27 protein-coding genes are annotated in these 26,790 nt (G+C 72.7%); 18 read left to right on the forward strand and 9 right to left on the reverse strand.

From position 1 onward, the window contains the following. Window positions 1-46: 46 nt before the first annotated feature. Window positions 47-427: an STAS domain-containing protein gene (locus AC27IY_RS45255; protein WP_344205889.1), complete on the forward strand. Its 381-nt coding sequence runs from the start codon at window positions 47-49 to the stop codon at window positions 425-427. Between the two features lie 104 nt (window positions 428-531). Beyond that, window positions 532-990 carry an OsmC family protein gene (locus AC27IY_RS45260; RefSeq protein WP_423447632.1) on the forward strand — a complete coding sequence of 153 codons (459 nt, stop codon included), beginning with the start codon at window positions 532-534 and terminating at the stop codon, window positions 988-990. Window positions 991-1,056: 66 nt separating this feature from the next. Here the strand turns inward: AC27IY_RS45260 and AC27IY_RS45265 are convergent, their stop codons facing one another. Both AC27IY_RS45265 and AC27IY_RS45270 read right to left on the reverse strand, forming a co-directional pair. Then, a complete protein-coding gene (locus AC27IY_RS45265) occupies window positions 1,057-1,896 on the reverse strand; it encodes a universal stress protein (protein ID WP_449954572.1) in 840 nt (279 codons plus the stop codon). A 162-nt stretch (window positions 1,897-2,058) separates the two neighbouring features. Then, window positions 2,059-2,250 carry a DUF1918 domain-containing protein gene (locus tag AC27IY_RS45270; protein ID WP_344205883.1) on the reverse strand — a complete coding sequence of 64 codons (192 nt, stop codon included), beginning with the start codon at window positions 2,248-2,250 and terminating at the stop codon, window positions 2,059-2,061. A 196-nt stretch (window positions 2,251-2,446) separates the two neighbouring features. Here AC27IY_RS45270 and AC27IY_RS45275 point away from each other — a divergent pair, with 196 nt between their 5' ends. The 7 genes from AC27IY_RS45275 (at window position 2,447) to AC27IY_RS45305 (ending at window position 10,777) form a co-directional block, all read left to right on the forward strand. Beyond that, window positions 2,447-3,646 carry a hypothetical protein gene (locus tag AC27IY_RS45275; protein ID WP_487181757.1) on the forward strand — a complete coding sequence of 400 codons (1,200 nt, stop codon included), beginning with the start codon at window positions 2,447-2,449 and terminating at the stop codon, window positions 3,644-3,646. A gap of 545 nt (window positions 3,647-4,191) precedes the next feature. After that, window positions 4,192-5,532 (forward strand): extracellular solute-binding protein, encoded by a 1,341-nt coding sequence (locus AC27IY_RS45280; RefSeq protein WP_423471894.1) that lies wholly within the window; start codon window positions 4,192-4,194, stop codon window positions 5,530-5,532. 57 nt (window positions 5,533-5,589) lie between these two features. Continuing rightward, window positions 5,590-6,546 (forward strand): carbohydrate ABC transporter permease, encoded by a 957-nt coding sequence (locus tag AC27IY_RS45285; RefSeq protein WP_423447640.1) that lies wholly within the window; start codon window positions 5,590-5,592, stop codon window positions 6,544-6,546. Next, the gene (locus tag AC27IY_RS45290) at window positions 6,543-7,373 is read left to right on the forward strand and encodes a carbohydrate ABC transporter permease (RefSeq protein ID WP_423447642.1); all 831 of its coding nucleotides are present in this window, start codon (window positions 6,543-6,545) and stop codon (window positions 7,371-7,373) included. Before AC27IY_RS45285 ends, AC27IY_RS45290 begins: the two co-directional genes overlap by 4 nt. Then, window positions 7,370-8,779: a GH1 family beta-glucosidase gene (locus tag AC27IY_RS45295; RefSeq protein WP_423447644.1), complete on the forward strand. Its 1,410-nt coding sequence runs from the start codon at window positions 7,370-7,372 to the stop codon at window positions 8,777-8,779. The genes AC27IY_RS45290 and AC27IY_RS45295 overlap by 4 nt, the downstream gene beginning before the upstream one ends. Further along, a complete protein-coding gene (locus tag AC27IY_RS45300; RefSeq protein ID WP_091084348.1) occupies window positions 8,760-9,758 on the forward strand; it encodes a LacI family DNA-binding transcriptional regulator in 999 nt (332 codons plus the stop codon). Before AC27IY_RS45295 ends, AC27IY_RS45300 begins: the two co-directional genes overlap by 20 nt. Before the next feature lie 11 nt (window positions 9,759-9,769). Continuing rightward, a complete protein-coding gene (locus AC27IY_RS45305) occupies window positions 9,770-10,777 on the forward strand; it encodes a phosphotransferase family protein (RefSeq protein ID WP_487181758.1) in 1,008 nt (335 codons plus the stop codon). Here the strand turns inward: AC27IY_RS45305 and AC27IY_RS45310 are convergent. Together AC27IY_RS45310 and AC27IY_RS45315 are read right to left on the reverse strand one after the other, a co-directional pair. After that, window positions 10,721-12,973 (reverse strand): M64 family metallopeptidase, encoded by a 2,253-nt coding sequence (locus AC27IY_RS45310; RefSeq protein ID WP_423471898.1) that lies wholly within the window; start codon window positions 12,971-12,973, stop codon window positions 10,721-10,723. The two genes, AC27IY_RS45305 and AC27IY_RS45310, sit on opposite strands and share 57 nt — an antisense overlap. Before the next feature lie 63 nt (window positions 12,974-13,036). Then, window positions 13,037-13,984: an anti-sigma factor domain-containing protein gene (locus tag AC27IY_RS45315; RefSeq protein ID WP_487181759.1), complete on the reverse strand. Its 948-nt coding sequence runs from the start codon at window positions 13,982-13,984 to the stop codon at window positions 13,037-13,039. Between the two features lie 118 nt (window positions 13,985-14,102). Here AC27IY_RS45315 and AC27IY_RS45320 point away from each other — a divergent pair, with 118 nt between their 5' ends. From AC27IY_RS45320 to AC27IY_RS45330, 3 genes are all read left to right on the forward strand, one after another. After that, window positions 14,103-15,320 carry an FAD-dependent oxidoreductase gene (locus tag AC27IY_RS45320; RefSeq protein ID WP_487181760.1) on the forward strand — a complete coding sequence of 406 codons (1,218 nt, stop codon included), beginning with the start codon at window positions 14,103-14,105 and terminating at the stop codon, window positions 15,318-15,320. Window positions 15,321-15,381: 61 nt separating this feature from the next. Next, on the forward strand, window positions 15,382-16,719 hold the full coding sequence (locus AC27IY_RS45325; protein ID WP_020540076.1) for a class II 3-deoxy-7-phosphoheptulonate synthase: 1,338 nt from the start codon (window positions 15,382-15,384) through the stop codon (window positions 16,717-16,719). Between the two features lie 169 nt (window positions 16,720-16,888). Then, window positions 16,889-17,659, forward strand: coding sequence for an SAM-dependent methyltransferase (locus tag AC27IY_RS45330; protein WP_344205866.1), 771 nt, complete (start codon window positions 16,889-16,891; stop codon window positions 17,657-17,659). 52 nt (window positions 17,660-17,711) lie between these two features. Here AC27IY_RS45330 and trxA read toward each other — a convergent pair whose 3' ends face one another. Continuing rightward, window positions 17,712-18,086 (reverse strand): thioredoxin, encoded by a 375-nt coding sequence (gene trxA / locus AC27IY_RS45335; protein ID WP_020540078.1) that lies wholly within the window; start codon window positions 18,084-18,086, stop codon window positions 17,712-17,714. A 200-nt stretch (window positions 18,087-18,286) separates the two neighbouring features. On the opposite strand from trxA, the gene AC27IY_RS45340 reads away from it, so the two are divergent. Next, a complete protein-coding gene (locus tag AC27IY_RS45340; protein ID WP_487181761.1) occupies window positions 18,287-19,645 on the forward strand; it encodes a pentapeptide repeat-containing protein in 1,359 nt (452 codons plus the stop codon). Window positions 19,646-19,658: 13 nt separating this feature from the next. Here AC27IY_RS45340 and AC27IY_RS45345 read toward each other — a convergent pair whose 3' ends face one another. From AC27IY_RS45345 to AC27IY_RS45355, 3 genes are read right to left on the reverse strand one after another with little or no spacing between them, the layout of a single operon-like run. After that, window positions 19,659-20,102 carry an SRPBCC family protein gene (locus tag AC27IY_RS45345; RefSeq protein ID WP_364456526.1) on the reverse strand — a complete coding sequence of 148 codons (444 nt, stop codon included), beginning with the start codon at window positions 20,100-20,102 and terminating at the stop codon, window positions 19,659-19,661. Further along, window positions 20,086-20,421: an ArsR/SmtB family transcription factor gene (locus AC27IY_RS45350; protein WP_449954602.1), complete on the reverse strand. Its 336-nt coding sequence runs from the start codon at window positions 20,419-20,421 to the stop codon at window positions 20,086-20,088. The genes AC27IY_RS45345 and AC27IY_RS45350 overlap by 17 nt, the downstream gene beginning before the upstream one ends. Further along, complete coding sequence (locus AC27IY_RS45355; RefSeq protein WP_423471908.1) at window positions 20,418-20,771, reverse strand: VOC family protein; 354 nt, start codon at window positions 20,769-20,771, stop codon at window positions 20,418-20,420. The genes AC27IY_RS45350 and AC27IY_RS45355 overlap by 4 nt, the downstream gene beginning before the upstream one ends. Window positions 20,772-20,880: 109 nt before the next feature. Between AC27IY_RS45355 and AC27IY_RS45360 the strand changes: the two genes are divergently transcribed. Beyond that, entirely contained in the window at window positions 20,881-21,558 is a 678-nt protein-coding gene (locus tag AC27IY_RS45360) for a permease prefix domain 1-containing protein (protein ID WP_487181762.1), read from the forward strand. A 47-nt stretch (window positions 21,559-21,605) separates the two neighbouring features. On the opposite strand, the gene AC27IY_RS45365 is transcribed toward AC27IY_RS45360, so the two are convergent. Continuing rightward, entirely contained in the window at window positions 21,606-21,941 is a 336-nt protein-coding gene (locus tag AC27IY_RS45365) for a PadR family transcriptional regulator (protein WP_344205856.1), read from the reverse strand. Window positions 21,942-22,052: 111 nt separating this feature from the next. Between AC27IY_RS45365 and AC27IY_RS45370 the strand changes: the two genes are divergently transcribed. The 4 genes from AC27IY_RS45370 to AC27IY_RS45385 form a co-directional block, all read left to right on the forward strand. Continuing rightward, window positions 22,053-23,219, forward strand: coding sequence for a cytochrome ubiquinol oxidase subunit I (locus tag AC27IY_RS45370; RefSeq protein ID WP_423447663.1), 1,167 nt, complete (start codon window positions 22,053-22,055; stop codon window positions 23,217-23,219). Window positions 23,220-23,230: 11 nt separating this feature from the next. Next, the gene (locus AC27IY_RS45375; RefSeq protein WP_344205853.1) at window positions 23,231-23,995 is read left to right on the forward strand and encodes a cytochrome d ubiquinol oxidase subunit II; all 765 of its coding nucleotides are present in this window, start codon (window positions 23,231-23,233) and stop codon (window positions 23,993-23,995) included. 6 nt (window positions 23,996-24,001) lie between these two features. Beyond that, window positions 24,002-25,726, forward strand: coding sequence for a thiol reductant ABC exporter subunit CydD (gene cydD, locus AC27IY_RS45380; RefSeq protein WP_487181763.1), 1,725 nt, complete (start codon window positions 24,002-24,004; stop codon window positions 25,724-25,726). After that, the coding region (locus tag AC27IY_RS45385) for an ABC transporter domain-containing protein (protein ID WP_487181764.1) at window positions 25,723-26,790 on the forward strand (1,068 nt) is incomplete at its 3' end. The genes cydD and AC27IY_RS45385, both read left to right, overlap by 4 nt.

A 26,790-nucleotide genomic window follows, 5' to 3' on the forward strand; every position in this document is an offset into this window, starting at 1 on the left:
GTCCGGCCGGTGATGCTTCCGTAGCGCCTTGGAGAGCCAGCGAACGATGACCCCGACCGCGCCCGCAGACCCGACGGGCCCTTCCGCCGCCGGCGACTTCTCCCTGCGGATCCGCAGCCGCGGCGAGGTCCTGCTGATCGAGCTCGGCGGGCCGTTGTCCGGCGCGCCGGTGGAGATCCTGCGGATGTACCTCGCGAAGACGCTCGCCACGCTGGCGGTCCCGGCACTCGTCGTGGACCTCGCCGGGCTGACCGGCCTGGACGCGGCCGGCCTTGAGGTCCTGCGCTCGGCCACCCGCGACGCCGCCGCGGCCGGCGGGCGCCTGGTGGTCACGGGCGGCCTGCCGCTGCTCGGCACGGCCGGCGCCGCCGGACTGGACCTGCTGCCCACGATCGACGCCGCACTCGCCGCACTCGACCCGCCCTGACCGCGGAGAGCGGCGGTGAGGGGTTTGGGCCCTCCCCCTTCTCCCTCCCGGAGGCCAAGGTGGAGGGTGGCCACCGTGCTCCCTGGCGAACGAAGGAGATCACCATGGACGCCCGCCACGCGACGATCCCGCTCCAGGCCCCCGTACCGCCGTCCGACCTGCCCGAACGGGTCGAGGTCGCGCACGCCGGCGGCGAGTCCTACCTCATCACCGTACGGGGCCACACGCTGGTCGCCGGCCAGCCGGAGCAGGCGGGCGGCGACGACGCCGGCGCGACCCCGACCGAGCTGTTCGTCGCCTCCCTCGCCTCCTGCGTGGCCTACTACGCCGGCCGCTTCCTGTCCCGCCACGGCGCCTCGCGGGAGGGGCTGCGGGTGAGCGCGGACTTCGGCCTGGCCGCCGACCGGCCCGCCCGGATCGCCGCCGTACGGCTGCGCGTGACCGCGCCCGGCCTGCCCGCCGAGCGGCGGCCCGCGTTCCTGGCCGTGATCTCGCGCTGCACCGTGCACAACTCGCTGCGCCGGCCGCCCGAGGTGGTCGTCGAGCTGGCCGGGGACGCGTGACCGCGCGCCGCGACGGCCCGCGGGCGACCTCGTCGTGGCGGAGAACTGACCCGGCGCGCCGATCCGTCACCCGCCACCGGGGCGCGGCCTGACCACCGCGACCGGGCAGGTCAGGCGGTGCAGGACCGCGTGGCCGACGGACCCGAGCAGGGCCGAGGCGAAGCCGCCCCGCCCGCGCGAGCCCACGACCACGAGGTCCGCCGCCCGGCCCGCCTCGATCAGGGCGTGCACGGGGTGGCCGTGCACCTGCGCGTCGGTGATCCGGACGTCGGGGGCGCTCTCCCGCCACGCCGCCGCCCGCTCGGCCGCGGCCCGCGTCAGGTACTCGTAGCCCTCCTGCGCCAGCGTGTCGTACGCCGCCGCGTACGGCGAGTACACCGGCGACTGCCAGGCGCAGACCACGTGCAGGGTGACGTTACGGGCCCTCGCCTGCTCGATCGCGTACGCCACGGCCGCCGCCGCCTGCTCCGAGCCGTCGTCGCCCACGACCACCCGGCCGTGCCGCACCACGGACGTCTCCCGTACGATCACGACGGGCCCGGGGGCGTGCCCCGCCACCCCCATGCCGACCGAGCCGAGCAGCATCCCGGCGAACCCGCCGAGCCCCCGGCTGCCCAGCACCACGCTGTCCGCCGTCACCGACTCCGCGAGCAGCGCCTCGACCACGTCGCCGGTCAGCAGGGCGGCCTCGACCTCGACGTCGCGGGTCAGGGCGAGCGCCCGGTCCCGCGCCACGTCCAGCGTCTCCTCGCAGGGCTCCAATCCGTCCTGACCCGGGGGCCGCCGCTCGCACACGTGCACGAGCCGCAGCGCCAGCCCTCTCAGCTGGGCGTCGGCGGCGGCCCACTCCACGGCGGCGGCGGCCGGGGCGGAGCCGTCCACGGCGACCAGGACGGGCCCGGTCATCGCGCGCCTCCCCCGCTCCCGTGCCGTCGCGGCCCGGCCGCGCGGGCGGGGTCGCCCGCCCACGCGGTACGGCAGCAGCCGGGCGGCACCCGGACCAGCCGCGACCTGGGCATCCGGGTCATCCTCCCGGCGAGCCACGCCCCGGAGCCGGCGGCACCGCGGTCACCGGGCTCCGGCGACGACCCGGGCGTCGGGGCCGGGGAACACCAGGGTCTCGTGCCCGTCCTCCAGCCACCGCACGATGTACGGCGGCGAGCCGTCGTCGTGCTCGACCCGTACGATGACGCCTTCCTTGCGGAGTTCGCCCCCGTACGTGCCTTCGACCACCAGCCGATCTCCCACGCTCGCCCTCATCACAGACCTCCTCGTCCCGCTCCTTCTCCCAGGTCAGATGCCCCGTACGGGCTCCTAGTCACAGGAACGACCGGCTCCTTTCCGCGGGACGTCCGGGGCCCCGGCAGGTTCGGGGATGCGGGCCGGCGTGGCGTGGTCCGGACGGGTTTCGGCAGGCGCCTGTCCGGCGATGGGACGGGGGAAGGAGGGCCGCGAGGTGACTCAGAGCCGGGACGAGGTGCTGCGGCGGCTCGTACGTGAGGGCACGCTGACGGCCGCGCAGGCGTTGGCCGTGCACCAGGCGCTCGACGAGGCGGAGCGGCCGGCGCGGGCGCGGTGGGCGGAGGTCGCCGGATACGTCGGCGGCGCGTTGCTGCTGGTGGGCGCGGTGTCGCTGGCGGGGACGTCGTGGCCGGTCCTGTCCACGACGGCCCGCGTCCTCATCCTCCTGGCCGCGACCGCCGCCCTCCTGACCGCCGGCCTCCTCCTGGCCGACCTCGGCCCCCGCCTCCGCTCCTCCCCCGCCCCGCACGGGACCGCCGCGCACGGGCCCGCCGCGCACGAGACCGCCGCACACCAGGCCGCCGCACACGAGACCGGCCCGCACGAGAGCGCCGCGCACGAGACCGGCCCGCACGAGACCGGCCCGCGAGGGGCGGCGCGCTCTCGCCCGTCGTCGGGCGGGGGGCCGGGTGAGCCACCGTCCCTCGTCCACTTGGGTGCCGGGGAGCGCTGGCGGGCCTGGTCGGAGGGGGCCGGGCGGGCCGGGCCCGTGCGGCAGCGGATCGGGGGTGTGGCGCTGGCGCTGGCCGCCGTGACCGGGGCCCTGGCCGCCGCCGAGCTCGCCGCCGTCGTCACCGGACGTCAGCTAACGGCCGCCTCCGTGACAGGGCTGGTCCTGGCCGCCGCCGGGTACGTGGCGCTGCCGGGCGGCCCCTGCGTGGTGGCGGCCGCCGGGTTCGCGGCGCTGACCGCCGGGGCCGTCGCCGGCGAGCTGGCCGGCTACGGCTCCATGACCGTGGGCCTGACGCTGGTCGGGACGGGCGTCGCGTGGACGGCCCTGGTGATGGCCGGGGTGATCGGGCAGCGGCGGCTCGGGCTGGGACTCGGCGCGGTCGTGGCGCTGTTCGGCGCGCAGCACGGCGCCGGGACCGGCGACAGCCTGGCCTGGTCGTACGTGACGACGTTCGCCGTCGCGGTGGCCTGCCTCGTGCTGTACCGGTGGGAACGGGCCTGGGTGCTGCTCGTGGCGGGCGTCGCCGGGTTCACCCTGGCCGTGCCCGAGGCGGTGTGGGACTGGACGGACGGCGCGGTCGGCGGCTCGCTCGCGTTGATGATCGCGGGACTGGTGCTGGTGGCGTCGTCGGTCCTCGGCCTGCGGCTGCACCGCGCCTCCCGCCCGGACCACGCGCCATAGCCACGAGCCGCCACTCATAGGCTCCGCGGAACGCCCGGCGTCCCGATCCGGCCGGCCGGGCGTTCCCGTGTGAACGGTTTCAAGCGGCCGCGGTCACGGCCCGCTCTCAGGACCCCGAGCGGCGTCACCGCACCCGCTCATCCGGGCGTAACGGTATCGATCACCTCCTCCGGGGGTCGGGTGACCGAGTCCACCATCATGCGGATGCAGCTCACTTGGATCTTCTTTGCGACCCAGTTGGAACCCCGCTGACTGGGAACGATGACCAGCGGCAAGCGCCCAAGGTACGGGCGACATGCCCTTCATCCGACACAAAACGTGTCTGATGTGATGGGAGCGCTCCCAATCCTCCCTTTGCACGCTTCATCCCCTTAAATCCGCTTTCACGGTCACAAATCACCCCATCGGTAACGGTTGCGTTTCGGTGGATTGACGTGAACAGCGGGCAAGTGCACCCTTTGTGGGAGCGCTCCCAAAGACTCCCACCGCGGCGGAGCGCGTGCCGCGGTGCACTCCCCCAACATTCACCCGAGAAGGGGTCCACCATGATGATCAGCAAGCGTCGCGGCGGTCTGGCCGCGGCCTCGGTGCTGGCCGCGGCGGCGCTGACGGTCGCGTCCTGCAGTTCCGGCGGCGGCACTTCGCAGTCCAGCGCTCCCGCCTCGTCCGGAGCGGCCGAGCCGGTCACGATCCGGGTTCAGACCTTCGGCGGCGGCACCAACTTCGGCTACAAGAAGGCCATCGAGAAGTGGAACGCCGAGCACAAGGACATCCAGATCAAGGAAGAGCACCTGACGGACCAGTTCGAGCAGCAGTACTGGCCGCAGATGATCCAGTGGCTCACGTCCGGCACGGGCGCGGGCGACGTGGTCGGCATCGACGAGGGCGGCATGGGCCTCGCCAAGGCGCACCCCGAGTGGTGGGCCGACTTGAAGGAGTTCGGCCTGGATTCCCGTAAGGCCGACTTCCCCGCCTGGAAGTGGGAGAACGGCGTCACCGCCGACGGCAAGCTGTTCGGCCTCGGCACCGACATCGGCGGCATGAGCGTCTGCTACCGCGCCGACCTGTTCAAGAAGGCCGGCCTGCCGAGCGAGCGCGACAAGGTGAGCGCCCTGTGGCCGACGTGGGACGACTTCATGAAGGTCGGCCAGCAGTTCCAGGGCAAGGTCAAGGACACCAAGTGGGCTGACGGCACCAACACCCTCTACCAGGTGTACCTGTACCAGGAGGCCGCCAAGAACGGCAACGTCACCTACTTCGACCAGCAGAACAACCTGATCGTCGACAAGAACCCGGCGGTGAAGAACGCCTTCGACTTCGCCTCGAAGATGAGCCAGCAGGGCCTGACCGCCAAGCTGCGCAACTTCACCGAGGAATGGGCCGCGGGCACCCAGAAGGGCGCCTTCGCCACGGTCGGCTGCCCGTCCTGGATGCTCGGCGTGGTCAGCGACAACGCCGGCGACAGCGGCAAGGGCAAGTGGGACGTGGCCTCGGTGCCCGGCGGCGGCGGCAACTGGGGCGGCTCCTGGCTGGCCGTGCCCAAGCAGTCCAAGCACCCGAAGGAAGCGGCCATGGTGGCCGACTACCTGACCCAGGCGGAGACCGAGGCGAGCATCTTCACCGACTTCGGCAACATGCCGAGCAACACCAAGGCCCAGCAGGACCCGGCCGTCCAGGGCGCGAAGAACGAGTTCTTCAACGACGCCCCCATCGGTGAGATCTTCGCCAAGTCCGCCTCCTCCCTCCAGCCGGTCTTCCTCGGCGTGAAGCACGCGCAGGTGAAGAACGCCATCGAGTCGGTCATCCAGGGCATGGACGACGGCTCGGTGGCCTACGACAAGGCCTGGCAGCAGCTGGTCGACGACGCGGTCAAGGCCGCGGGCTGATCCTTCTGCCCGGCCCGCCACGAGCGGGCCGGGCACTCTGCCGCCGAAAGGTCTGTTATGAGCCTCGACACCCTCCCGCGGGCGTCACGGAGCAACCACCGTCGTGCCCGTCCGCCCGGCCGCCGCTGGACGTCGCGATTCGACGTCAAGGGGATGCCGTACGCCCTGGTGTCTCCTTACTTCCTGCTGTTCGCCGCCTTCGGGCTCTTCCCGTTGGCCTTCACGCTCTACTACTCGCTCTACGACTACGACCTGGCCGGGACCACCGAGTGGATCGGCCTGGGCAACTACACCGCGCTCCTCACCGACGACGACTTCTGGCGCGCGGTGATCAACACGGTCGGCATGTTCGTCCTCGCCACCGTGCCGCAGATGCTGCTCGCGCTGTTCCTGGCCAACGCGCTCAACAAGCGCTTCCGCTTCCGCCTGGCGATCCGGATGAGCGTGCTGCTCCCGCTGGTCACCTCGGTGGTCGCGGTCGCGGTCGTGTTCACCCAGCTCTTCGCCCGCGACTGGGGCCTGGTCAACTGGATCCTCGGCTCGTTCGGCGTGGAGCCCTTCAACTGGCGGGCCGAGCGCATCCCGTCCTGGATCGCCATCGCGACCATGGTCGACTGGCGCTGGACCGGCTACAACGCGATCATCTTCCTGGCCGGCATGCAGACGATCCCGCGCGACCTGTACGAGGCCGCCGCGATCGACGGCGCCTCCCGCCGCCGCCAGTTCTGGCAGATCACGCTGCCGATGCTGCGCCCGACCATGATCTTCGTGGTGCTGAACTCCACGATCGGCGGTCTGACGCTGTTCGCCGAGCCGACCACCTTCTACGGCGGCAACGTGGACGGCGGCTCGCAGGGCCAGTTCCAGACGGTGGCCATGTTCATCGTCAAGGAGGGCTTCCGGGAGTTCGACTACGGCTACGCCGCCGCGGCCGCCTGGCTGCTGTTCCTGCTCATCCTCATCGGTGCCGCGATCAACTTCCTGTTCGTGCGCAGGATCGGAGGCACGAAATGACCAACTGGTCTCCGACCGTCTTCACCAGGGTCATGCTGGGCCTGGCGGTGTTCCTGTCGGCGTTCCCGCTGTACTGGATGGTGGTCATCGCCTCGCGCACGAACTCCGACGCGGTGTCCGTGCCGCCGCCGTTCCTGCCGGGCGGCAACCTCGGCGAGAACATCATCGCGGTGCTCAACAACGAGGACGCGAAGTTCCTGCTGGGCCTGACGAACTCGTTCATCGTCGCCGCCACGGTGACGGTCTCGGTCGTCATCATCTCCACGCTGGCCGGCTTCTCGTTCGCGAACCTGCAGTTCAAGGGCCGCAACGTGCTGCTGGTGCTGGTGCTGCTCACGATGGCGGTGCCGCTGCAGCAGATGGGCGTCGTGCCGCTCTACCGGCTCATGGTGAGCCTGGAGTGGACGGGCACCCTCAAGGCGGTCATCCTGCCGTACCTGCTGAACGGGTTCGGCGTGTTCCTGATGACGCAGTACACCCGCCAGGCCGTGCCGATGGAGCTGGTCGAGGCGGCCCGCGTGGACGGCGCGGCGACGCTGCGCATCTGGTGGAACGTCGTGCTGCCGGCCGTGCGGCCGGGCATGGCGGTGCTCGGCATCAACACGTTCATGCTCATGTGGAACGACTTCATGTGGCCGCTGATCGTGCTCACCCCGGACAACCCGACCGTGCAGATCGCGATCACCTCGCTCAACGCGAGGTTCTCCACGAACTACACGTTGATCTTCGCGGGCACGGCGTTGTCCATCATCCCGCTAGTCGCTGTATTCATCGCATTCGGCCGTCAGATCGTGGGCGGACTCATGGAAGGTGCGGTCAAGGCGTGACGACACAAGAGGAACAGACGCGTTCCGGGCTCCGCTTCCCCACGGGTTTCACCTTCGGCGCGGCGACCTCGGCGTACCAGATCGAGGGGGCCGTCGCCGAGGACGGGCGGGGCACCTCGATCTGGGACACCTTCACCAGGACGCCCGGCAAGATCCTGAACGGGCACAACGCGGACACGGCCATCGACCACTACCACCGCTTCCGCGACGACGTCGCGATCATGGCGGATCTGGGCCTGACCGCGTACCGGTTCTCGGTCTCCTGGCCGCGGATCCAGCCGACCGGCTCGGGCAAGGTCAACCAGAAGGGCCTGGACTTCTACAAGCGCCTGACGGACGAGCTGCGCACGCACGGCATCGACCCGTGGCTCACCCTCTACCACTGGGACCTGCCGCAGGAGCTGGAGGACAAGGGCGGCTGGCCCAACCGGGACATCGCCTACTGCTTCGCCGACTACGCGGCGACCGTCCACGAGGCGATGAAGGATCACGTCCACACGTTCAGCACGGTCAACGAGCCATGGTGCGCCGCGTTCCTCGGCTACGCCTCCGGGGAGCACGCCCCCGGCAGGCGCGAGCCGGAGAACGCGATCAGGGGCGCGCACCACCTCAACCTGGCGCACGGGCTGGCCGTCCAGGCCATGGGCGCGCGCCGAGTCGGCGGCTGCGTCAACCTGTACGCGATCACCCCGGAGACCGACAGCGCCGCGGACCTCGACGCGGCCCGGCGCATCGACGGCCTGCAGAACCGCTTCTTCCTGGACGCGATGCTGCTCGGCCGCTACCCGGAGGACGTGCTCGCCGACCTGCCCGGCGACACGGACTTCATCCAGGACGGCGACCTGAAGATCATCAACGCGCCCCTCGACGTGCTGCTCGTCAACTACTACAGCCGCTTCACGGTCTCGGGAGCACCAGGCGGCCGGCAGTCGGCGGCGGCGGCCCCCACGGACGCGGGTTCCCCGTGGGTCGGCAGCGAGCACGTGTCCTTCGCCAACGGGGGCCGCCCCGTGACGGCGATGGGCTGGGAGATCGACGAGGGCGGCCTCGTCGAGGTCCTCACCCGCGTCGCGCGCGACTACCCGCCGATCCCGATGGTGGTCTCCGAGAACGGCGCCGCGTTCGACGACGTCATCGAGGACGGCCGCGTGCACGACGGGCAGCGGCAGGCGTACGTGGAGGCACACCTCGGCGCGTGCAAGGCGGCCATCGAGGCCGGCGTGCCCCTGGAGGGGTACTTCGCCTGGTCGCTGATGGACAACTTCGAGTGGGCATGGGGCTACGGCAAGCGGTTCGGCCTGGTGCACGTGGACTTCGACACCCAGGAGCGGCTGATGAAGGACAGCGCGCTCTGGTACGCGGAGATCATCCGGCAGAATAGGACCCATGAACCGACCGACTCTTGAGGCCGTCGCGGCCCGCGCGGGTGTGGGCCGGGGCACGGTGTCGAGAGTCATCAACGGCTCGCCCAATGTCAGCGCCAAGGCCCGCGAGGCCGTGGAGCTGGCGATCCGCGAGCTGGGCTACGTGCCCAACCGTGCGGCGCGCGCCCTGGTGACGCGCCGCACGGACACGGTGGCGCTGGTGGTGTCGGAGTCACAGCTCCGGGTGTTCGACGAGCCCTACTTCGCCGGCACCATCCGCGGCATCGGCTCGGCGCTGGCGGAGACCGGGTTGCAGCTCATCCTCGCGATGGCGCGCACCCCGGAGGAGCACGCGCGGCTGGAGCACTACCTGACGGGGCAGCACGTCGACGGCGTGCTGCTCCTGTCGCTGCACGGCGCCGACCCGCTGCCGGGGCGGCTGGAGGCGATGGGCGTGCCGACCGTTCTCGGCGGCCGCCCCGTCGGCCTCGACCCCTACAGCTACGTCGACATGGACAACAGGGCCGGGGCCCGGCAGGCGGTCAAACACCTGCTGAGCCTCGGCCGCGGCGCGATCGCGGCCATCGCCGGCCCCCAGGACATGGGCGTGGGCGTCGACCGTCTGGCCGGCTACCGCGACGCGCTGCTGCCCTCCGGCCTGCCGGAGATCGTGGCCTTCGGCGACTTCTCCGAGCAGAGCGGCTCGGCCGCGATGATCGAGCTGCTGGAGCGCCACCCCGAGCTCGACGCGGTCTTCGCCGCCTCCGACCCGATGGCGCTCGGCGCGATGCGGGTGCTCAAGGCCGAAGGCCGCCGCATTCCGCGGGACGTCGCGGTGATCGGCTTCGACGACTCCAAGGCCGCGCTGCACGCCGATCCGCCGCTCACCACCGTCCACCAGCCGACGGAGGCCATGGGCCGGCAGATGGCGCGGCTCCTGGTCGCCCGCATCAACGGCGAGGAGCTCCGGCAGCCCGTCGTCATCCTCGACACCCACCTCGTCCGGCGGGAGTCGGCCTGAGAGGAGCCCCCGTGGACAGCAGGACCAAACGTCGCTTATCGGCGGCCGAGCTCGACGCGCTGGCCCGGCGGGCCCTCGGCGCGGGGGTCACGGCGTCCGCCGAGCTGACCGACGGGTTCGCCAACGCCGTGTGGCGGCTGTCGCTCGACGACGGCCGCGAGGTGGTGCTGAAGCTGGCGCCGCCGCCCGAGCTGGATCAGCTCAGCTACGAGCGCGACCTGCTGCGCATGGAGGCGGCCGCCATCGGGCTGGCCGCCGCGGCGGGCGTGCCGGTGGCCGGGCTGCTGCGCGCCGGGTTCGACGACCCGGTGCTGGGCGGCGACTACCTCATGCTGGCCGCGCTCGACGGCGTCTCCTGGAACGCCTGCAAGGACGCCCTGCCGCCGGGCTGCGGCGACGACCTGCGCCGCGAGCTGGGCCGCCACCTCGCCAGGCTCAACGGGGTGACCGGCGAGGTGTTCGGCTATCCGCACGCCGGCATCACCGGCGCGACCTGGCGGGAGGCGTTCCTCGCGATGGCGCGGGCGCTGGTGCGCGACACCGAGCGCTATCCGACGCCGCTGCCGCGCCCGGCCGGGGAGATCCTGGCCGTGTTCGAGGCCGCCGCGCCCGCGCTCGACGAGGTGACGACCCCCCGCCTGGTGCACTTCGACGTCTGGGTGGGCAACGTCTTCCTGGACCTGCGGGGCACGCCGCGGATCCAGGCGCTCATCGACCACGAGCGGGCGTTCTGGGGCGATCTGCTCGCCGAGTTCGTCACGCCGACGATCTTCGGCGAGCTGCGGGAGGACGATCCGCTGCTGGCGGGCTACCGCGAGGTGACGCCGCTGGAGCTCACGCCCTCCGCGCTGACCAGGCTCGACCTCTACCGGGCCTACCTGTCGCTGATCCTGCTGGTGGAGAACGGACCCCGGCAGTACCCCGAGGAGGAGTACGCCGGGCTCCGCGACGCGGCCTTCTCCTCACTCGCCGAGGTGCTGGACCGCCTCGTACGCGCCTCCCTGGACACCGTGGGCTAGCTTCGCGCACTGCCCCGCCCCGGTGCCGGACAGCTCGTTCGGCACGCCGAGGTCGGCGGGGACGGCGGTGTTGCCCGAGCAGGCGAGCGCACCCTTCACCGTGGTGCCCGACAGGATCGGGGCCGTGCTGCCGGTGAGCTGCGCGGCCCCCCGCAGGTCGGCCCCCACGATCACCAGCTCCTTCGCGCCGGTGACGGTCACCGCGCCCTGGACGCCGGTGCCGAGCAGGTGGACGGCGGCCGGGTTCGCGGCGGCCAGCGCGCCGGTGATCCGGCCGCCGGTGGCGACCAGTCCGGCGCCCGCCCGTACCGTGACGGGTCCGGTGACCCTGGCCTCGTCGAGGCAGGTGACGCCGTCGGCGACGACCAGCGGGCCCCGGTGCTCGCCGGTGACCGTACGGGTGCAGGCGGGCGGCGGGGCGATCGTGGTGACGGTGAACCTCCCGGCCTCGCCGATGTTGCCGGCCGCGTCGATCGAGCGGTACTCGACGGTGTGCCGGCCGCGCGGCAGCTTGCCGTAGACCAGGGAGTCGATGACGGTGCCCTGCTCGGTGAAGGTCCACGGCAGCTCGGAGGAGGTGGGCCAGCCGAAGTAGTTGAACCAGCCGTCGCCGTCCACCCGCGACTCCGAGACGACGTAGCCGTCGCGGTCGTCGTCGCCGGTCAGGCGCATGGTGAACGGGCCGTTGTAGACGTAGGTGTCGCCGGCGCGGGCCAGGGGGCGCGACAGCTCGTACGCGGTGGCCGGCGGCGCGGCGTCGACCTCCCAGGTGAGCGTCCGGCCGCCCACTGTGGCGGTGAGCGTGTGCGCGCCGGGCGTCAGGCCGAGCGCGCCGAGGTCGAGATCGGTGCCGCCGTCGACCTGCCCGCCGTCGAGCCGCCAGTCGATCCGGGGGATCTCGGCGGCCGGGTGGGTGGTCTCGACGTGGACGAGGTCGGCGCGGCCGACCGGCCGGTCCGTGGGCGTCGAGGAGACGACCTCGACCGCGACCCCGTCGGACGGCGTGGTGAGCGCGGTGTCCACGGTCCAGGTGCGGGTGCCGGTGAGCGCCGCCTTGATCGCCGGGTCGCGGACGAAGCCGGTCGGGTCGGCGACGGTGGCCGTGACCGTGTGCTTGCCCGGCGCGAGGCCGAGGGTGCGCAGGTCGAGGGCGTCACGGTCGCCGGGCAGCGTCCGGCCGTCCACGCTCCAGGTCGTCGTCAGGGAGTGGCTGACCGGGCGCATCGGCTCCACCCAGAGGACGCGGTCCGCGCCGACGGGCGCGGCCGTGGGCGTCGCGTCCTGGATCACGGCGGTCTTGGCGGTGATGCGCTGCGTCATGACCTCGCGGCCGACCTGGTCGTAGTAGTAGCCGAGGGTCTTCATCATCGAGTGCTCGCTCGGCCGCCACACGCCGCTGGTGTAGTAGAGGCCGCCCTCGTGGCGGCCGATCGTGCCGCCGGACTCGCTCGGCTCGCCCAGCCAGCGCCACCACTTCCTGCGCTGCTCGCGCATCTGCTGCTCGGTGAGCAGGGTGTGGTGGGCGCTGCCCGGCTCGCCGCCGGTGTAGGCGCCGCCGGGGACGCCGCGCTGGTAGTAGTCGTACTCGTCCTGGAGGCCGCCCAGCGAGTGGCCCAGCTCGTGCGGGCTGATCAGGGCCGACATGCTGTTGCTGCCGGAGGCGGTGGCGTAGGAGCCGCCGGCGCCGCCGTACGTGCCGCTGTTGGCCAGGGCGAGGATCTGCCGGTTGCCGGACGTCGTGCCGGTCACCATGTCGGCGTAGCGGGTGGCGGCGGCGTTGTCCATGGTGATGAGGCGCTGCACGCTGCCCGGGTTGCAGCGGCCCCAGAAGCCCATGCTCAGGGGGGTGGTGCGGCGGGGGGCGTCCAGGCCGGGGTCGCAGCTCACGCCGGACTCGCCGGAGACGATGTCGATGCGGTAGACGTTGACGTAGTTCCGGTAGGACTTGAACGGCTCGATCGACCACATGACGTTGAGGTGCCGGTCCACGTCGGCACGGAACTTCGCCTGCTCGGCCTCGGTGTAGCCGTCGCCCATGACGACGAGGTTGAACCGTTTGGCCGGCGGGCCGGTGACCTGCACGGGGACGACGGTGGCTGCGCCGGGGGCGGCCGCGTCGGCGGCTGCGGCGGGAGTGGCGGCGACGGGGACGTGCAGCAGGGCTGCGGCCGTGATCAGGGCCGCTAATTTACGCATGCCCTGCACTATCTCCCACAAGACCATCTTTTGCCCAGATCCCCCTTTTCCGACTTTCTCCGGTCAGGCTGCGGGGAGGTCGGCGAGGAGGATCGGGTCGGTGGTCGGCCGGGGTGAGCCGCGTGCCGGTTCGACCGTGAGTGCCACCCGCTCGTCGCCGCGTAGCGGCGTCACCACGACGGGAGCGGTGACGCCGCCCTCGGCGCGACCCAGCAGCCCGGCGGGGCGCGGCCCGCCCGGACCCAACAGCCACAGCTCGTACCCGCGCGACTCCGGCAGCGACGGCAGCCCGGACGAGGTGAACAGCAGGCGGCCCGCCGAGCGTGACACCACCACCGTCGCGGTCCCGCCGGAGGCGACGGGGCGCCGCACGGTCCGGGCGTCGGACGCGGCCAGCAGCACGGCGACCTGCCGGTTGACGCCGGCGAGCCGCTGATTGGCCTCCGCGACCTGCCGGTTGACACCCGTGAGCCGTTGGTTGGCGTCCGACAGCCGCTGGTTGACCTCGGCGAGCCGACGACTCTCGGCGGCCAGGCCGCCGGAGTCGCGGCGCGCGTCCACGGCCACCGCGCCGAGCCCGACGGCGGCCGCCGCGCACACGGCGGCCAGCCCGGCCAGCATCCTCGCCGGCCACCCCCGCCCCTGCCCAGGCCCTTGCTCCCGCCTCCGCCCCCATCCCTGTCCCCACTTCCGCCGCCGCTCTTCTCCCGGCCAAGGCCGTGCGACAGGGGGTGGCGCGAGACCGTCACCCCGCGCAGGGGCGTCGCCGAGCAGGGGAAGCATGGGGCGCGGGGAGGGGCGGCGGGCGGCGGCGAGCAGGCGTGGACGCAGTCCGGGCGGCGGGTTCACCGCCACGGCGCCGGCCAGCCGGGCGGCCGTCTCGCGCAGTCGCCGCACCTCCGTCCCGCACCCGGCGCACCCGCGCAGGTGCTCCTCGAACACCACCCACTCCGCGTACGGCAGCGCGTCCACGGCGTAGGCGCCGGAGAGGGCGTGGAGGTCGTCGTCCATGATCACTTCCGGGGTGAGAGGCGGCTCACGCATGTACTTCGGCCGCTCGGGCACGCCGGATGGCTCAGGCCCTTGCTTCTTTCCGTGGACGTGAGACAATCTCATCAGGTGATGAATTATGACTGCTGTGATCGCGGGCGGCGGCCCTGCGGGCGCGATGCTCGCCCTGCTGCTGGCCAGAGCGGGCGTGGAGGTCACGCTCCTGGAGAAGCACGCCGACTTCCTCCGTGACTTCCGCGGAGACACCATCCACCCCTCGACCCTTCAGGTGCTCGACGAGCTGGGCCTGGTGGACGAGCTGCTGAAACTGCCCCACCAGGAGGTGCGCGACGTCGGACTGGTCACCGACGCCGGCGAGGTCCGCATGGCGTCGCTGCGCCGGCTGCCCCGCCCGTACGACTACATCGCGTTCGTCCCCCAATGGGACTTCCTCACGATCCTCACCTCGGCCGCCCGCCGCTACCCCGGCTTCCGGCTGCTGATGGGGGCGGAGGCGTACGACCTGATCCGCGAGCGCGGCGCGGTGCGCGGGGTGCGTTACCGCGACGCGTCCGGCGAGCACGAGCTGCGGGCGGACCTGACCGTCGCGGCCGACGGCCGGCGCTCGGCGCTGCGCGAGCGGGCGGGCCTGGTGCCGCGCGAGCTGGGCGCGCCGATGGACGTGCTGTGGTTCCGGCTGCCCTGGCGGGACGGCGACCCGGCGGACACGTTCCTGCGCGTCTCGCGCGGCCACATGATGGTGGGCATCAACCGGGTGAGCTACTGGCAGCTCGCCTACCTCATCCCGAAGGGCGGCCACGACCGGCTGGTCGGCCAGGGCATCGAGGCGCTGCGCCGGCCCGTCGCGCGGCTGCTGCCGTTCCTCGCCGACCGCGTCTCCGAGCTCGGGAGCTACGACGACGTGAGCGTGCTCACCGTGGCGATCAACCGGCTGCGCCGCTGGCACCGGCCCGGCTTCCTGTGCATCGGCGACGCCGCGCACGCGATGTCGCCGGTGTTCGGCGTGGGCATCAACCTGGCCGTGCAGGACGCGGTGGCCGCCGCCAACGCACTCGCCGCCCCGCTGCGGTCGGGCGCGCCGGTCCCCGAGTCGCTGCTGCACCGGATCCAGCGGCGGCGCACGCCGCCCACCGTGATCACCCAGACGGCCCAGCGCGTGGCCCAGAACCTGCTCGTCCGCCGGGCCCTGCGCGGCAGCTTCGACCCCGGCGTGCTGCCGCGCGATCTGACGCGGGTGCCGCTGCTCAACCGGCTGCTTCCGCGCCTGGTCGGCGTGGGGATCCGGCCCGAGCACGTGGAGACGGAGGAGGTCCGTGGAGAGGCTACGCACCGGTAATGGCCAAAACGTGGACAACGAGGTCGGTAGGTAGGGGCTCCTTGGCATACCCTCGTATCTCGTGAGCAGCAATCTACTGGATCTCGATTCCTGGCGAGCCCTCCCCGCGGCCCAGCAGCCCGACTGGCCCGATCGCAGCGAGCTCGACAAGGTCGTCGCCGAGCTCGGCGGCCTGCCCCCCTTGGTGTTCGCCGGCGAGTGCGACCAGCTGAAGGACCAGCTGGCCGCCGTGGCCCGCGGTGAGGCGTTCGTCCTGCAGGGCGGCGACTGCGCCGAGACCTTCTCCGGCGCGACCGCCGACAACGTCCGCAACAAGCTCAAGACGTTGCTGCAGATGGCGATCGTGCTGACCTACGCGGGCAAGGTGCCGGTCGTCAAGATCGGCCGGGTGGCCGGTCAGTTCGCCAAGCCGCGCTCCAAGCCCACCGAGGTGCGCGACGGCGTCGAGCTGCCCGCCTACCGGGGTGACATGGTCAACGGGTTCGAGTTCACCGCCGAGTCGCGCACGCCGGATCCGTGGCGGCTGCTCAAGGCCTACCACTCCTCGGCCGTGACGCTCAACCTGGCGCGCGCCTTCACCAAGGGCGGCTACGCCGACCTGCGGCAGGTGCACGCCTGGAACCAGGACTTCGTGTCCGGCTCGCCGGCCGGCCGCCGCTACGAGCAGCTGGCCAGGGAGATCGACCAGGCGCTCGCGTTCATGCGGGCCTGCGGCGCCGATCCCGAGGAGTTCCACACCGTCGAGTTCTACTCCTCGCACGAGGCGCTGATTCTCGACTACGACCGGGCGCTCACCCGCATCGACTCGCGGACCGGCCTGCCGTACGACGTGTCGGCGCACATGGTCTGGATCGGCGAGCGCACCCGCCAGCTCGACGGGGCGCACGTCGACTTCTTCGCCCGCATCCGCAACCCGATCGGCGTGAAGCTCGGCCCGACCACCACGCCGCAGGAGGCTCTTGACCTGGTCGAGCGGCTCAACCCGGCCAACGAGGCGGGGCGGCTCACGTTCATCACCCGCATGGGCGCCACCAAGATCCGCGAGCACCTGCCCGCGCTGGTCAAGGAGGTCACGGCGGCCGGCGCGCAGGTGGCGTGGATCTGCGACCCGATGCACGGCAACACCTTCGAGGCGCCCAGCGGGCACAAGACGCGCCGCCTGGACGACGTCCTCGACGAGGTGGCCGGCTTCTTCGAGGTGCACCGCTCGCTCGGCACGCACCCGGGCGGCATCCACATCGAGTTCACCGGCGACGACGTGACCGAGTGCGTGGGCGGCGGCCACGGCATCGTCGAGACCGACCTCGCCACCCGCTACGAGACGGCCTGCGACCCCCGTCTCAACCGCAGCCAGTCCCTTGACCTGGCCTTCCGCGTCGCCGAGCTCTACCGCGGCTGACGCACGCTCACTCGCCCCGGCGGCGGGCCGCTCCCGGCCCGCCGCCCGGCGGCTGCCCGTCATGGTGATCTGCGTCTCAGTGGCTCCTGATACCGAACGGAATTCACGTTATTCGTGAGGTTCCGCCGCTATGATCGCCACGAAAGAGGGCGAAAACTTGGAGCCAATCGTGGACAGTGGTGCCCCGGAAGGGGTGGACCCCAACGTCCCCAACGTCGCGCGGATGTATGACTACTACCTCGACGGCAAGGACAATTTCGCGGCCGACCGGGCGGCGGCGGAGCAGATCCTGAAGACCTTCCCCCACACCAAGGAGGGGGCCCGCGCCAACCGCGAGTTCCTGCGCCGCGCGGTGCGCTACCTCGTGGACAACGGTGTGCGGCAGATCGTGGACCTGGGCGCCGGCCTGCCGACCCAGGGCAACACCCACGAGATCGCTCCGGAGGCCCGCGTCGTCTACGTCGACTACGACTCCGTGGTGTGCGTGCACGGGCGGGCGCTGCTGGCCAGGAAGGAGAACGTCGACTTCCTCCAGGCCGACGTGCGCGAGGCCGACGCGCTGCTGGACAAGCTGGCCGGGCTGATCGACTTCAAGCAGCCGGTGGCGTTCCTGGCGCTGGCGCTGCTGCACTTCATCCCGGACGAGATCGCCTACGACGTGGTGGCCAAGCTGCGCGAGGTGAGCGCCCCCGGCAGCTACCTCGTGATCAGCCACGCCGTGGACACCACGCCGGACACCACCGAGCAGGCGCTGGAGATCTACCGCAGGGCCACCGCCGCGCTCAACCTGCGCGACCGCGAGGGCGTCCTGCGCTTCTTCGACGGCTACGAGCTGGCCGAGCCGGGGCTGACGTTCCCGGCGGGGTGGCGTCCCGACGATCCGCTGGCGCCGGGCAACGGCGTCGACTTCGGCTACGTGGGCGTCGGCCGCAAGGCGTGACACCGTACGAGAAAAGCCCCGCCTGTGGCGGGGCTTTTTCTTGGGCCGGCTGCTAGTTCTGTTCGGCCTGCTTCAGCTCCTCGCTGAGCTCCTGCCTGATGGCGTCCATGTCGAGCGCCCTGACCTGCCGGATGAGGTCCTCCAGCGCGGGGGCCGGGATGGCGCCGGCCTGCGCGAAGACCACGATCCCGTCGCGGATGGCCATGAGCGTCGGGATCGAGGTGATGTCGAAGCCCTGCGCGAGCGCCTGCTCCGCGTCGGTGTCGATCTTGCCGAAGGTGATGTCGGCGTGCTGCTCCGAGGCCTTCTCGAAGATCGGCCCGAACTGCCTGCACGGCGGGCACCAGGTCGCCCAGAAGTCCAGCAGCACGATGCCCTTGTCGGCGATGTCGTTGAAGTTCTTCTCGGTTACTTCGATGGTCGCCACAAGTGGCTCCTCGCTGATCGTCGTCATTGTCGTGAGGTAGAACCCATACCCCGTCCGCGGCATTCCAGCTCCGGCCAGGGGCCGGCCGGGCGTGGGGGGCGTACAGGAGAGGGTTTTCGACTGCATATATCCGCATAAATGCGGATAGAACATTTAAACACCGATCCTTGACGGTCGGCGTACGCGGGTATGAGCAGTGCATGGACTGGGTCACCTGCGCGTATTCGGCTGCCTGCACCGGAGTCGCCACCAGGCCGTCCGGCCTCTGCCTCGCCCACCTGTCGCCGGAGGAGGTCGCGGAGACGCTCGCCCGCGTGGCCCCCGGCCGTCTGCTCGACCTGCGCGGCACGACGCTCACCGGCGACCTGCTCAGCAGGGTGCTGGAGGCGACCGGCGGCCGGCTCGGGCGGGCGCGGATGGAGCGGGTCAGGTTCACCGGCGACGTACGCCTGTCGGGCGTCACCTTCTGCGGCGACGTCTCGCTCGACGACGCCCGCTTCGACCGGCTGGCCTCGTTCTTCGGCGCCCGCTTCGAGGGCAACGTGTCGCTGGCCGGCGCCCGTTTTGCGCGGGAGCTGTCCTTCCACGGCGTCGCGGTACGCGGCCACGTCTCGCTCGACCGGGCCGTCATGTCGCGCGACGCCCTGTTCAGCCAGGCCGACTTCGGGCACGGGCTGTCGTGCGAACGGGCCAGGTTCGACGGCTACGCCACCTTCGACGGCGCCCGCCTCGGCGACGGAGGCGCCTTCCGCGGCGCGCGCTTCGGCCGCACCCTGTCCTTCCGCAAGGTGAGCGGCAACGCCGGGTTCGAGGCGGCGCACTTCGCGGCGGACGCGTACCTGTCGGCCACCGGGCGGCTGTCGCTGGCCCGCGCCCGCGCCGACGCGACCCTCGACGTCACGGTGACGCGCTGCGGCGTGGACCTGCGCGGCGTGGAGGTGGCCGGCGCGACCGCGGTCAAGCTGACCGACTCCTCCGCCGACCTGGAGGGCGCGGTGCTGCGCGGCCCGGCCGTGGTGAGCGGCCGGGGCCGGTCGGGGGTGAGCTCGCTGCGCCAGGTCCAGGCGGCCGACCTGACGCTGCACGGGCTGGACCTGTCGGCCTGCCGGTTCGCCGGGATCGTCCATCCCGCGGGGGTGCGGGTCAAGGACTGCGCGTTCGCGCTCACGCCGCGCGGGGTGCAGGTGAGCCTGCGCTGGCCGGTGCTGCGCTGGTTCGCCCGGCGCAGCGTCCTCGCCGACGAGCGCGGCGCGGGCGGCGCCGGCGGCGCGGGCGGCGAGCAGGCGTCCGGCGAGCAGGGCCTCTCCCCCGAGGCCCTGGCCGCGCTCTACGCCGGGCTGCGGCCCAGCGACCGCGCCACGGCCGCCGACTTCGCCTTCGCCGCAATGGAGATGCGCCGCCGGGCCGGCCACCACTGGTGGCTGCCGGTGTCGTGGCTGCTGTTCGGCTACGGCCCCCGGCTCGGCCGGACGGCGGGCTGGTTAACCGCTCTGGCGACGGTCGCCCTGGTCGCCGTGGTGTGGGCGTCGGCCGGCCACGCCTCCGCCGTCCATCCCTGACCGGCCACCCCCGTCAGAGCGCGTCGACGATCTCGGCGATGCGCCGGTAGGCCGCCGAGCGCCAGCCGCCGCCCATGATGCGGCGCGACATCTGCTGCAGCTCGTCTTCGGGGTCGAAGCCCTCGTGGTCGAGGAACAACCGGGTGCCGCGGCCCTCGGGCTCCAGCCGCCAGGTGACGGTCCAGTCGGCGCTCCCGCCGTCGCGCCAGCTCAGCTTCAGCAGCCGCTCCGGCTCCAGCTCCAGCACCTCGCAGTGCACCACGCCGTCGAAGCCGACGGACTTCTTCGGCGTCGTACGGAAGGTGAAGCGGTGCCCGACCTCCGGCCGGAAGTCGCCGGGCATGAGCCATTTGGCGATCAGGTCGGGCTCGGTCAGCGCCCGCCACACCTTGGCGGGCGGGTGCGCGATGAACTGGTCGAGCCTGATCGCGGTGCGGTCCTCAGCGGGAGCCGGCATCGTCGTCCTCCATCTCGTCGAGCAGGGTGGTCAGCGCGGCGAGCTTCTCGCGCCAGAAGCGTTCGTACGGCGAGAGCCAGTCACGGATCTCCATCAGCGGCGCGGGCTCCAGTCGGTAGAGCCGCTCCCTGCCCTGCCGTGTCTCGGCGACCAGCCCGGCGTCCCTGAGCACCTTCAGATGCTCCGACACGCTGGGCCGGCTCATGGCGAACCGCTCGGCCAGCCGCCCGGCGGGCTGGCCGTCCTCCTCCAGCAGCAGGCGCAGCAGCTCGCGCCGGGCGGGGCTGGCGAGGGCGGCGAAGACGTGGTCGGCGCTCATGCCTGAGTGACGACGAAGCCGTTGCCGAACGGGTCGTGGAACAGCAGTTGCCGTCCCCAGGGCTGCTCGCTCGGGCCCTCGGCCTCGACGCCGTGCTCGCGCAGCCGCGCGGCCAGCTCGTCGAGGTCGGGCGCGGCCAGGACGAGGCCGCCGATCGGGGCCATGCCGGGGAACCAGGAGGCGAGCAGGAGCGCGGTCTCGCCGCCCTTGGGGGCGACGGTGAGCCAGCGGCCCATGGGGAAGGGGTTGTCGGCGCGTACGTCGAAGCCGAGGACGCCGGCGTAGAACTCCAGCGCCCGCTCCTGGTCGGCGACGGGCACGGTGACGGTCTGGATCGCGGAAATCAGCATGTCCGCCACTATATGTAGGATTTTTCCTACATGACAAGCCCCGGCGGAGCCGCATATCAGGGAATTCCCGGAGTGACCGGCGGCAGGGGCCCTCCGTACAATCGGGATCATGCGCATCCACGACTACGTGGCCGAGCTGAACCGCGCGCTCGCCGGCCCGCCCGGTCCCAGGCGGGACCTGATCGTCGAGGCGCGCGACAGCCTCACCGACGCCGCCGACGCCCTGGAGGCCGAGGGCCTGGACCGGGCGGAGGCGGAGCGGGTGGCGGTGGCCGGGTTCGGGCCGGTCGAGGAGATCGCCCCGGGCTACCAGGCGGAGCTGACCTGCGCCGCCGGGCGGCGGCTCGGCACCCTGCTGTTCGTCGGCGTGCCGATCACCGTGCTCATGTGGTCGATGCTGTGGCGGCTCTACCCGGCGACCGAGACCGCCTGGCTGGCCAAGCCCGGCTGGTACGTCGCGGTCTCACGGCTGCTCGACGCCGCGCAGCTCGCCGTCGGCCTGTACGGCGGGCTGGTGCTGCTCGCCCTGGGCCGGGGCGCGCGGTGGATCCGCCGGCCGCGCCTGCTCACCAGATCGCTGGCGGTGACGGTGTGGGTCTCGCTGCCGGTCACGAGCGGGCTGGGCCTGCTGCTGACGTACGGCGCGGACCAGACCAGCACGCTCTCCCCTCTGCCGACGCTGCTGGCCAACCTGGTGACCGCCGCGCTGTGGGGGCTGCAGATCTATGGGGCGTCCCGCTGCCTGCGCCTCACCCGCCCCGTCGTGACGCCCTGCCCGTCAGTCTGAGCCCGCCAACCTGAGGCCGTCAGTCTGAGCCCGCCAGTCTGAGCCCGTCAGCCTGAGGCGGGGGTCTCGGGACGCAGCACGCCGCCGATCACGCTGGCGAACTCGCGCCAGGCCGAGCGCTCCCCTTCGAGCTGCCTCCTGCCCGAGTCCGTCAGCCGGTAGGTGCGCCGCTTGCGCCCGCCCACCGTCGCCCATTCGCTGGACAGGTGGCCGATGCGCTCCAGCCGGCGCAGCGCCGGGTAGACCGTGCCGGTCGGCACGCTCAGCGCGCCGCCGCTGCGCTCCTGCAGCGCCTCGATGATGGCGTAGCCGTGCAGCGGCTCGCGCTCCAGCACCGCGAGCAGGAGTGCGTCCATGTGCCCGCGCAGCGCGTCCGGATTCATGTCTCAGATCTTAGGCAACCGATCGTCACATAGACAGCCTACATGTAGGCCGTCTATATGTAGAGTGTCTATATGTAGGCAGACACAACTACGGATCGGACCGGAGCCGGAATGGACGTACTCGACCTGGCACGCACCCAGTTCGCCGTGACCGGCGGGCTGCACTTCCTGTTCGTCGTGCTCACGCTGGGGATGGCGCCACTGGTCGCGCTCATGCACACCCGATGGGCGATGACGGGCCGGCCGCTCCACGAGGCGATGACCCGCTTCTGGGGGCAGATCTACGTCATCAACTACGCGCTCGGCATCGTGACCGGGCTGGTGATGGAGTTCCAGTTCGGCCTGGCGTGGAGCGGACTGTCCCACTACGCCGGGGACGTCTTCGGCGCGCCCCTCGCCATGGAGACGCTGCTGGCCTTCTTCCTGGAGTCCACGTTCCTCGGGCTGTGGATCTTCGGCTGGGGCCGGCTGCCGCGGTGGCTGCACCTGGCGTGCATCTGGCTCGTGACGCTCACCGCGTACGCGAGCGCGTTCTTCATCATGCTGGCCAACTCGTTCCTGCAGAACCCGGCCGGGTCCGTCGCCCGCGACGGCCGGCTGGAGCTGGTCGACTTCGGGGCGCTGCTGACCAACAAGGCGCTGGTGTTCTCCTTCCCGCACGTCGTGGCGGCCGGGCTGTTCACCGGCGGCATGGTGCTGGTCGGGGCGAGCGCGTACATGCTGCGGCGGCGCACCGAGCAGGTCGAGTTCTTCACCCGCTCGATGCGGCTCGGCGTGGTGACGGCCGCGATCGGCATCACGTTCACGATGGGCTTCGGCTACGCGCAGTTCGCCGGGGTGCAGGACGGCAAGTGGGACAACGTCGGAGCGGCGATCGGGCTGGCCCTCATGATGGAGGTCGGGCAGCTGCTCGGGCTGGTCGTGCTGCTCGTCATGCTGCCGCTGATCCGCGTCCTGCCGCGCTGGCGGTGGACGTATCCGCTGCTCGTCGCGATGACGCCGCTGCCGTTCGTGCTGTCCATCGCCGGGTGGGTGGCCAGGGAGGTCGGGCGGCAGCCGTGGATGATCTGGGGCAGGCTGACCGTCGCCGACGCCATGACGCCCGGACTCACGGCGGGCATGGTCACCGCCTCGCTGATCGGGTTCGCGGGCGTGCTGGGGCTGCTCGCGGTCGTCGACTACGTGCTCATCGCGCGGACGATCAGGCGCGGGCCACGTGAGCCCGACCTCGGCGCCGGCGTGCCCGGCGAGACCCGCGCCCCCGCGCTGAGCCTCTAGGGAGGACTGACATGGAAGTGATCTGGTTCGCCTTCTTCGCGGTGCTGCTGGTCGGCTACTTCGCGCTGGAGGGCTTCGACCTCGGGGTCGGGCTGCTGCTGCCGCTGCTCGGGCGCACCCGCGAGGGGCGCGACCGCATGGTGGCGGCGATGGCGCCGTACGTGCTGGCCAACGAGGTGTGGCTGGTGGCCGTGGCGGGGACGCTGTTCGGGGTCTATCCGGCGCTGGAGGGCGAGGTGCTGTTCGCGCTCTACCCGGTCGTGGTGGCGATGCTGCTGAGCTGGGTGCTGCGCGACGCCGGCCTGTGGTTCCGCCGCCGCGCGGACGGGCGGGGGTGGCGCGGCTTCTGGGACGCGATGATCGCCTTCGGGTCGCTGGGGCTGTCGTTCGGATGGGGCATGGCGCTGTACGCCGCGGCCACCGGGTTCGCCGCCGGGCCGATGCACCCGCTGGGGCTGATGCTGGGCATGGTGGTGACGCTGCTGTTCGCCTGGCACGGGTGGACGTTCCTGGCCTGGAGGACGCCGGGCGAGTTCGGCGCGGCCCGGCCGGGGCGGGCGCTGGTCGTGTCGGGGGCCGTGGCGGCGCTGCCCGCGGCCGGGGTGCTGGCCGGGGCGATGCCGTACCTGGTCGAGCACAGTGCGTCGGCCGCTACGTTGAATGTGCTCAGTCTCATGGTCCTGCCGTTCGCACCCATCATGCTGGGCGCGCAACTATGGGTATGGCGCACTTTCCGCCCAGGGAAGGACGCCTTCCGGCTCCCGTCGTTCTTCTGAGGACACGTGCACAAGGATCTTCTGCGGCTCATGCGGGCCGAGCGGGCGGTACGCCTCCACCTGACCGTCACGCTGGTGGCGGCCGTACTGGCCGGGCTGCTCGTGCTGGTCCAGGCCGAGCTGCTGGCCGGCGTGCTGTCCGGCCGCTTCACCGCCGCCGCGCTGGCGGCGGTGGCCGCCGTCGTCGGGGTGCGGGCGCTGCTCGCCTGGACGCAGGGGGTCTTCGCCGGGCGCACCGCGACCGGCGTGAAGTCGGCGCTGCGCCGCCGGCTGCTGGCCCGGCTGCGCGAGCTGGGTCCCGGAGGACTGGCCGCGCACCGCTCGGGCGAGCTGGTCACGCTGACCGGGCGCGGCCTCGACGGCCTGGACGCCTACCTCACCGGCTACCTGCCGTCGATCGCGGTCGCCGGGGTGGTGCCGATCGCCGTGCTGGTCCGGCTGTTCGCCGCCGACCTCGCCAGCGCCGTCATCGTGCTCGTCACGCTGCCGCTCATCCCGATCTTCGGCGCGCTCGTGGGCATGACGACCAAGGCGGTCACCGAACGTCAGTACCTCGCGCTGTCGCGGCTCGGCGGGCACTTCCTCGACGTCGTACGCGGCCTGCCCACCCTGCGCGCCTTCGGCCGGGCCCGCTACCAGGCCGGCGTCATCCGGCAGGTGGCCGAGGCCCACCGGAGCGCGACCATGCGTACGCTGCGGGTGGCGTTCCTGTCGTCGCTGGTGCTGGAGCTGTGCGCGTCGCTGTCGCTGGCGCTGGTGGCGGTGCCGATCGGGCTGCGGCTGCTCGGCGGCTCGCTGGACCTCACGACGGCGCTGCTGGTGCTGCTGCTGGCGCCGGAGGCGTACCTGCCGCTGCGGGCCATGGGGACGCGCTTCCACGCCTCCATGGAGGGCGTGGCGGCGGCCGACGCGGCCTTCGCCGTGCTGGACACGACCGGGGACGACGCACGGCGTGAGGGCGCCGGCCGGGCCGCGCCGCGCTCGGCGGGCCCGCCGGAGATCCGGCTGGAGAACGTCACCGTACGCTATCCGGGACGCGAGGCCGCCGCGCTGGAGGACGTCACGCTCACCATCGCGCCCGGGGAGCGGGTGGCGCTGGTGGGCGAGAGCGGCGGCGGCAAGAGCACGCTGCTGCACCTGCTGCTCGGGTTCGTGGAGCCGGCCGCGGGCCGGGTGCTCGTGGACGGCGCCGACCTGCGGGAGCTGGACCCGGCGGCGTGGCGGGCGCGGCTGGCGTTCGTGGCGCAGCGGCCGCACCTGTTCGCGACGTCGGTCGCGGACAACATCCGCCTCGGCGCGCCCGGGGCCTCCGACGAGGACGTACGCCGCGCCGCCGAGGCAGCCCACGCCGACTTCGTGGCCGCGCTCCCCCAGGGGTTCGCGACCGTGCTCGGCGAGCGGGGCGCGAACCTGTCGGCCGGGCAGCGGCAGCGGGTGGCGCTGGCCCGCGCCTTCTGCCGGCCCGAGGCGTCCGTGCTGCTCCTGGACGAGCCCACGGCACGCCTGGACGGGCGCAGCGAGGCGGCGGTGGTGGCGGGCACGGCCGAGCTGGCGCGGGGCCGTACGGCCGTCATCGTCGCCCACCGGCCGGCGATGATCGACCTGGCCGACCGCATCATCCGCCTGCACGCGGGCCGCGTCGTCGCCGACACCGCGGACGCCGGGCCGGGCACCGGGCGGCAGGGTGGGCGCGTGGCGGTCGTACAGGGCGAGAGCGGGGGCGAGGCATGAGGCGGGTCATGGGCAAGCGGCTGGTGTGGGCCGTGCTGGCCGGGGCGGCGGCGGATCTGGCCGGGCTCGGCCTGATCGCGGCGGCGGCCTGGCTGATCACCAGGGCCGCCCAGCAGCCGCCGCTGGCCGCGCTGAGCGTGGCGATCGTGGCGACCAGGGCGTTCGCGACGAGCAAGGGCGTCTTCCGCTACGTCGAGCGCCTCACCGGCCACGACGTGGCCCTGCGCGCCCAGGCCGGCACCCGCGAGGACCTCTACGGCGCGCTGATCCCGCCGCAGCGGCCCCGTCACGGCGGCGCCGACCTGCTGAGCCGCATGGTGGACGACACCGAGGCGGTGCAGGACCTGCTGGTGCGCTGCCTGCTGCCGGCCGCCGCGGCGGCCGTGGCCGGGCTGGCGGCCGTGATCGTCGGACTGACCATCCTGCCGCTCGCGGCGCTGGTGCTGGTGGCCGGGCTGGCGCTGGCCGGGCTCGCGCTGCCCGCGGGCACGGCGGCGGCCGCCCGCCGCTGGGCGGCGAGGATCGCGCCGGCCCGCGCCGAGCTGGCGGGCCGGGTGGCGGACCTGGTGCACGGCTCGGCGGACCTGGCCGCGTACGGGGCCGACGAGGCGGCCCTGCGCCGGGCGGAGGCCGCCGACGAGGCGCTGGCCGCGCTCGAACGCCGTCAGGCCCGCGTGCACGCCGCCGCGCTCGCCGGGGGCACCCTGCTGCAGGGCCTGACCGTCGCCGCCGTGGTGCTGCTCGCCCAGGGCGCGCAGGTGGGCTCGGTCGGCACGGCGGTGCTCGCGCTGACCGCGCTGGTGTCGTTCGAGCCGGTGCTGCCGCTCGCGGCGGCGGGCGAGCGGATGGCGGGCATCACGGCGGCGCTGCGCCGGCTGCGCGAGGTGCGCGCCGCGGCCCCGGCCGTCGCCGACCCGGCCGCCCCCGCGCCGCGGCCGGAGTCCCCCCTGACCGTCGAGGTCGAGGACCTGGTCGTCCGCCACTCCCCCGCCCCCGAGGAGACCCGGCCCGCGCTGGACGGCGTGTCGCTGCGGCTCACGCCCGGCAGGCGGGTCGCGATCGTC

This window comes from Nonomuraea sp. B208 (assembly GCF_057536035.1).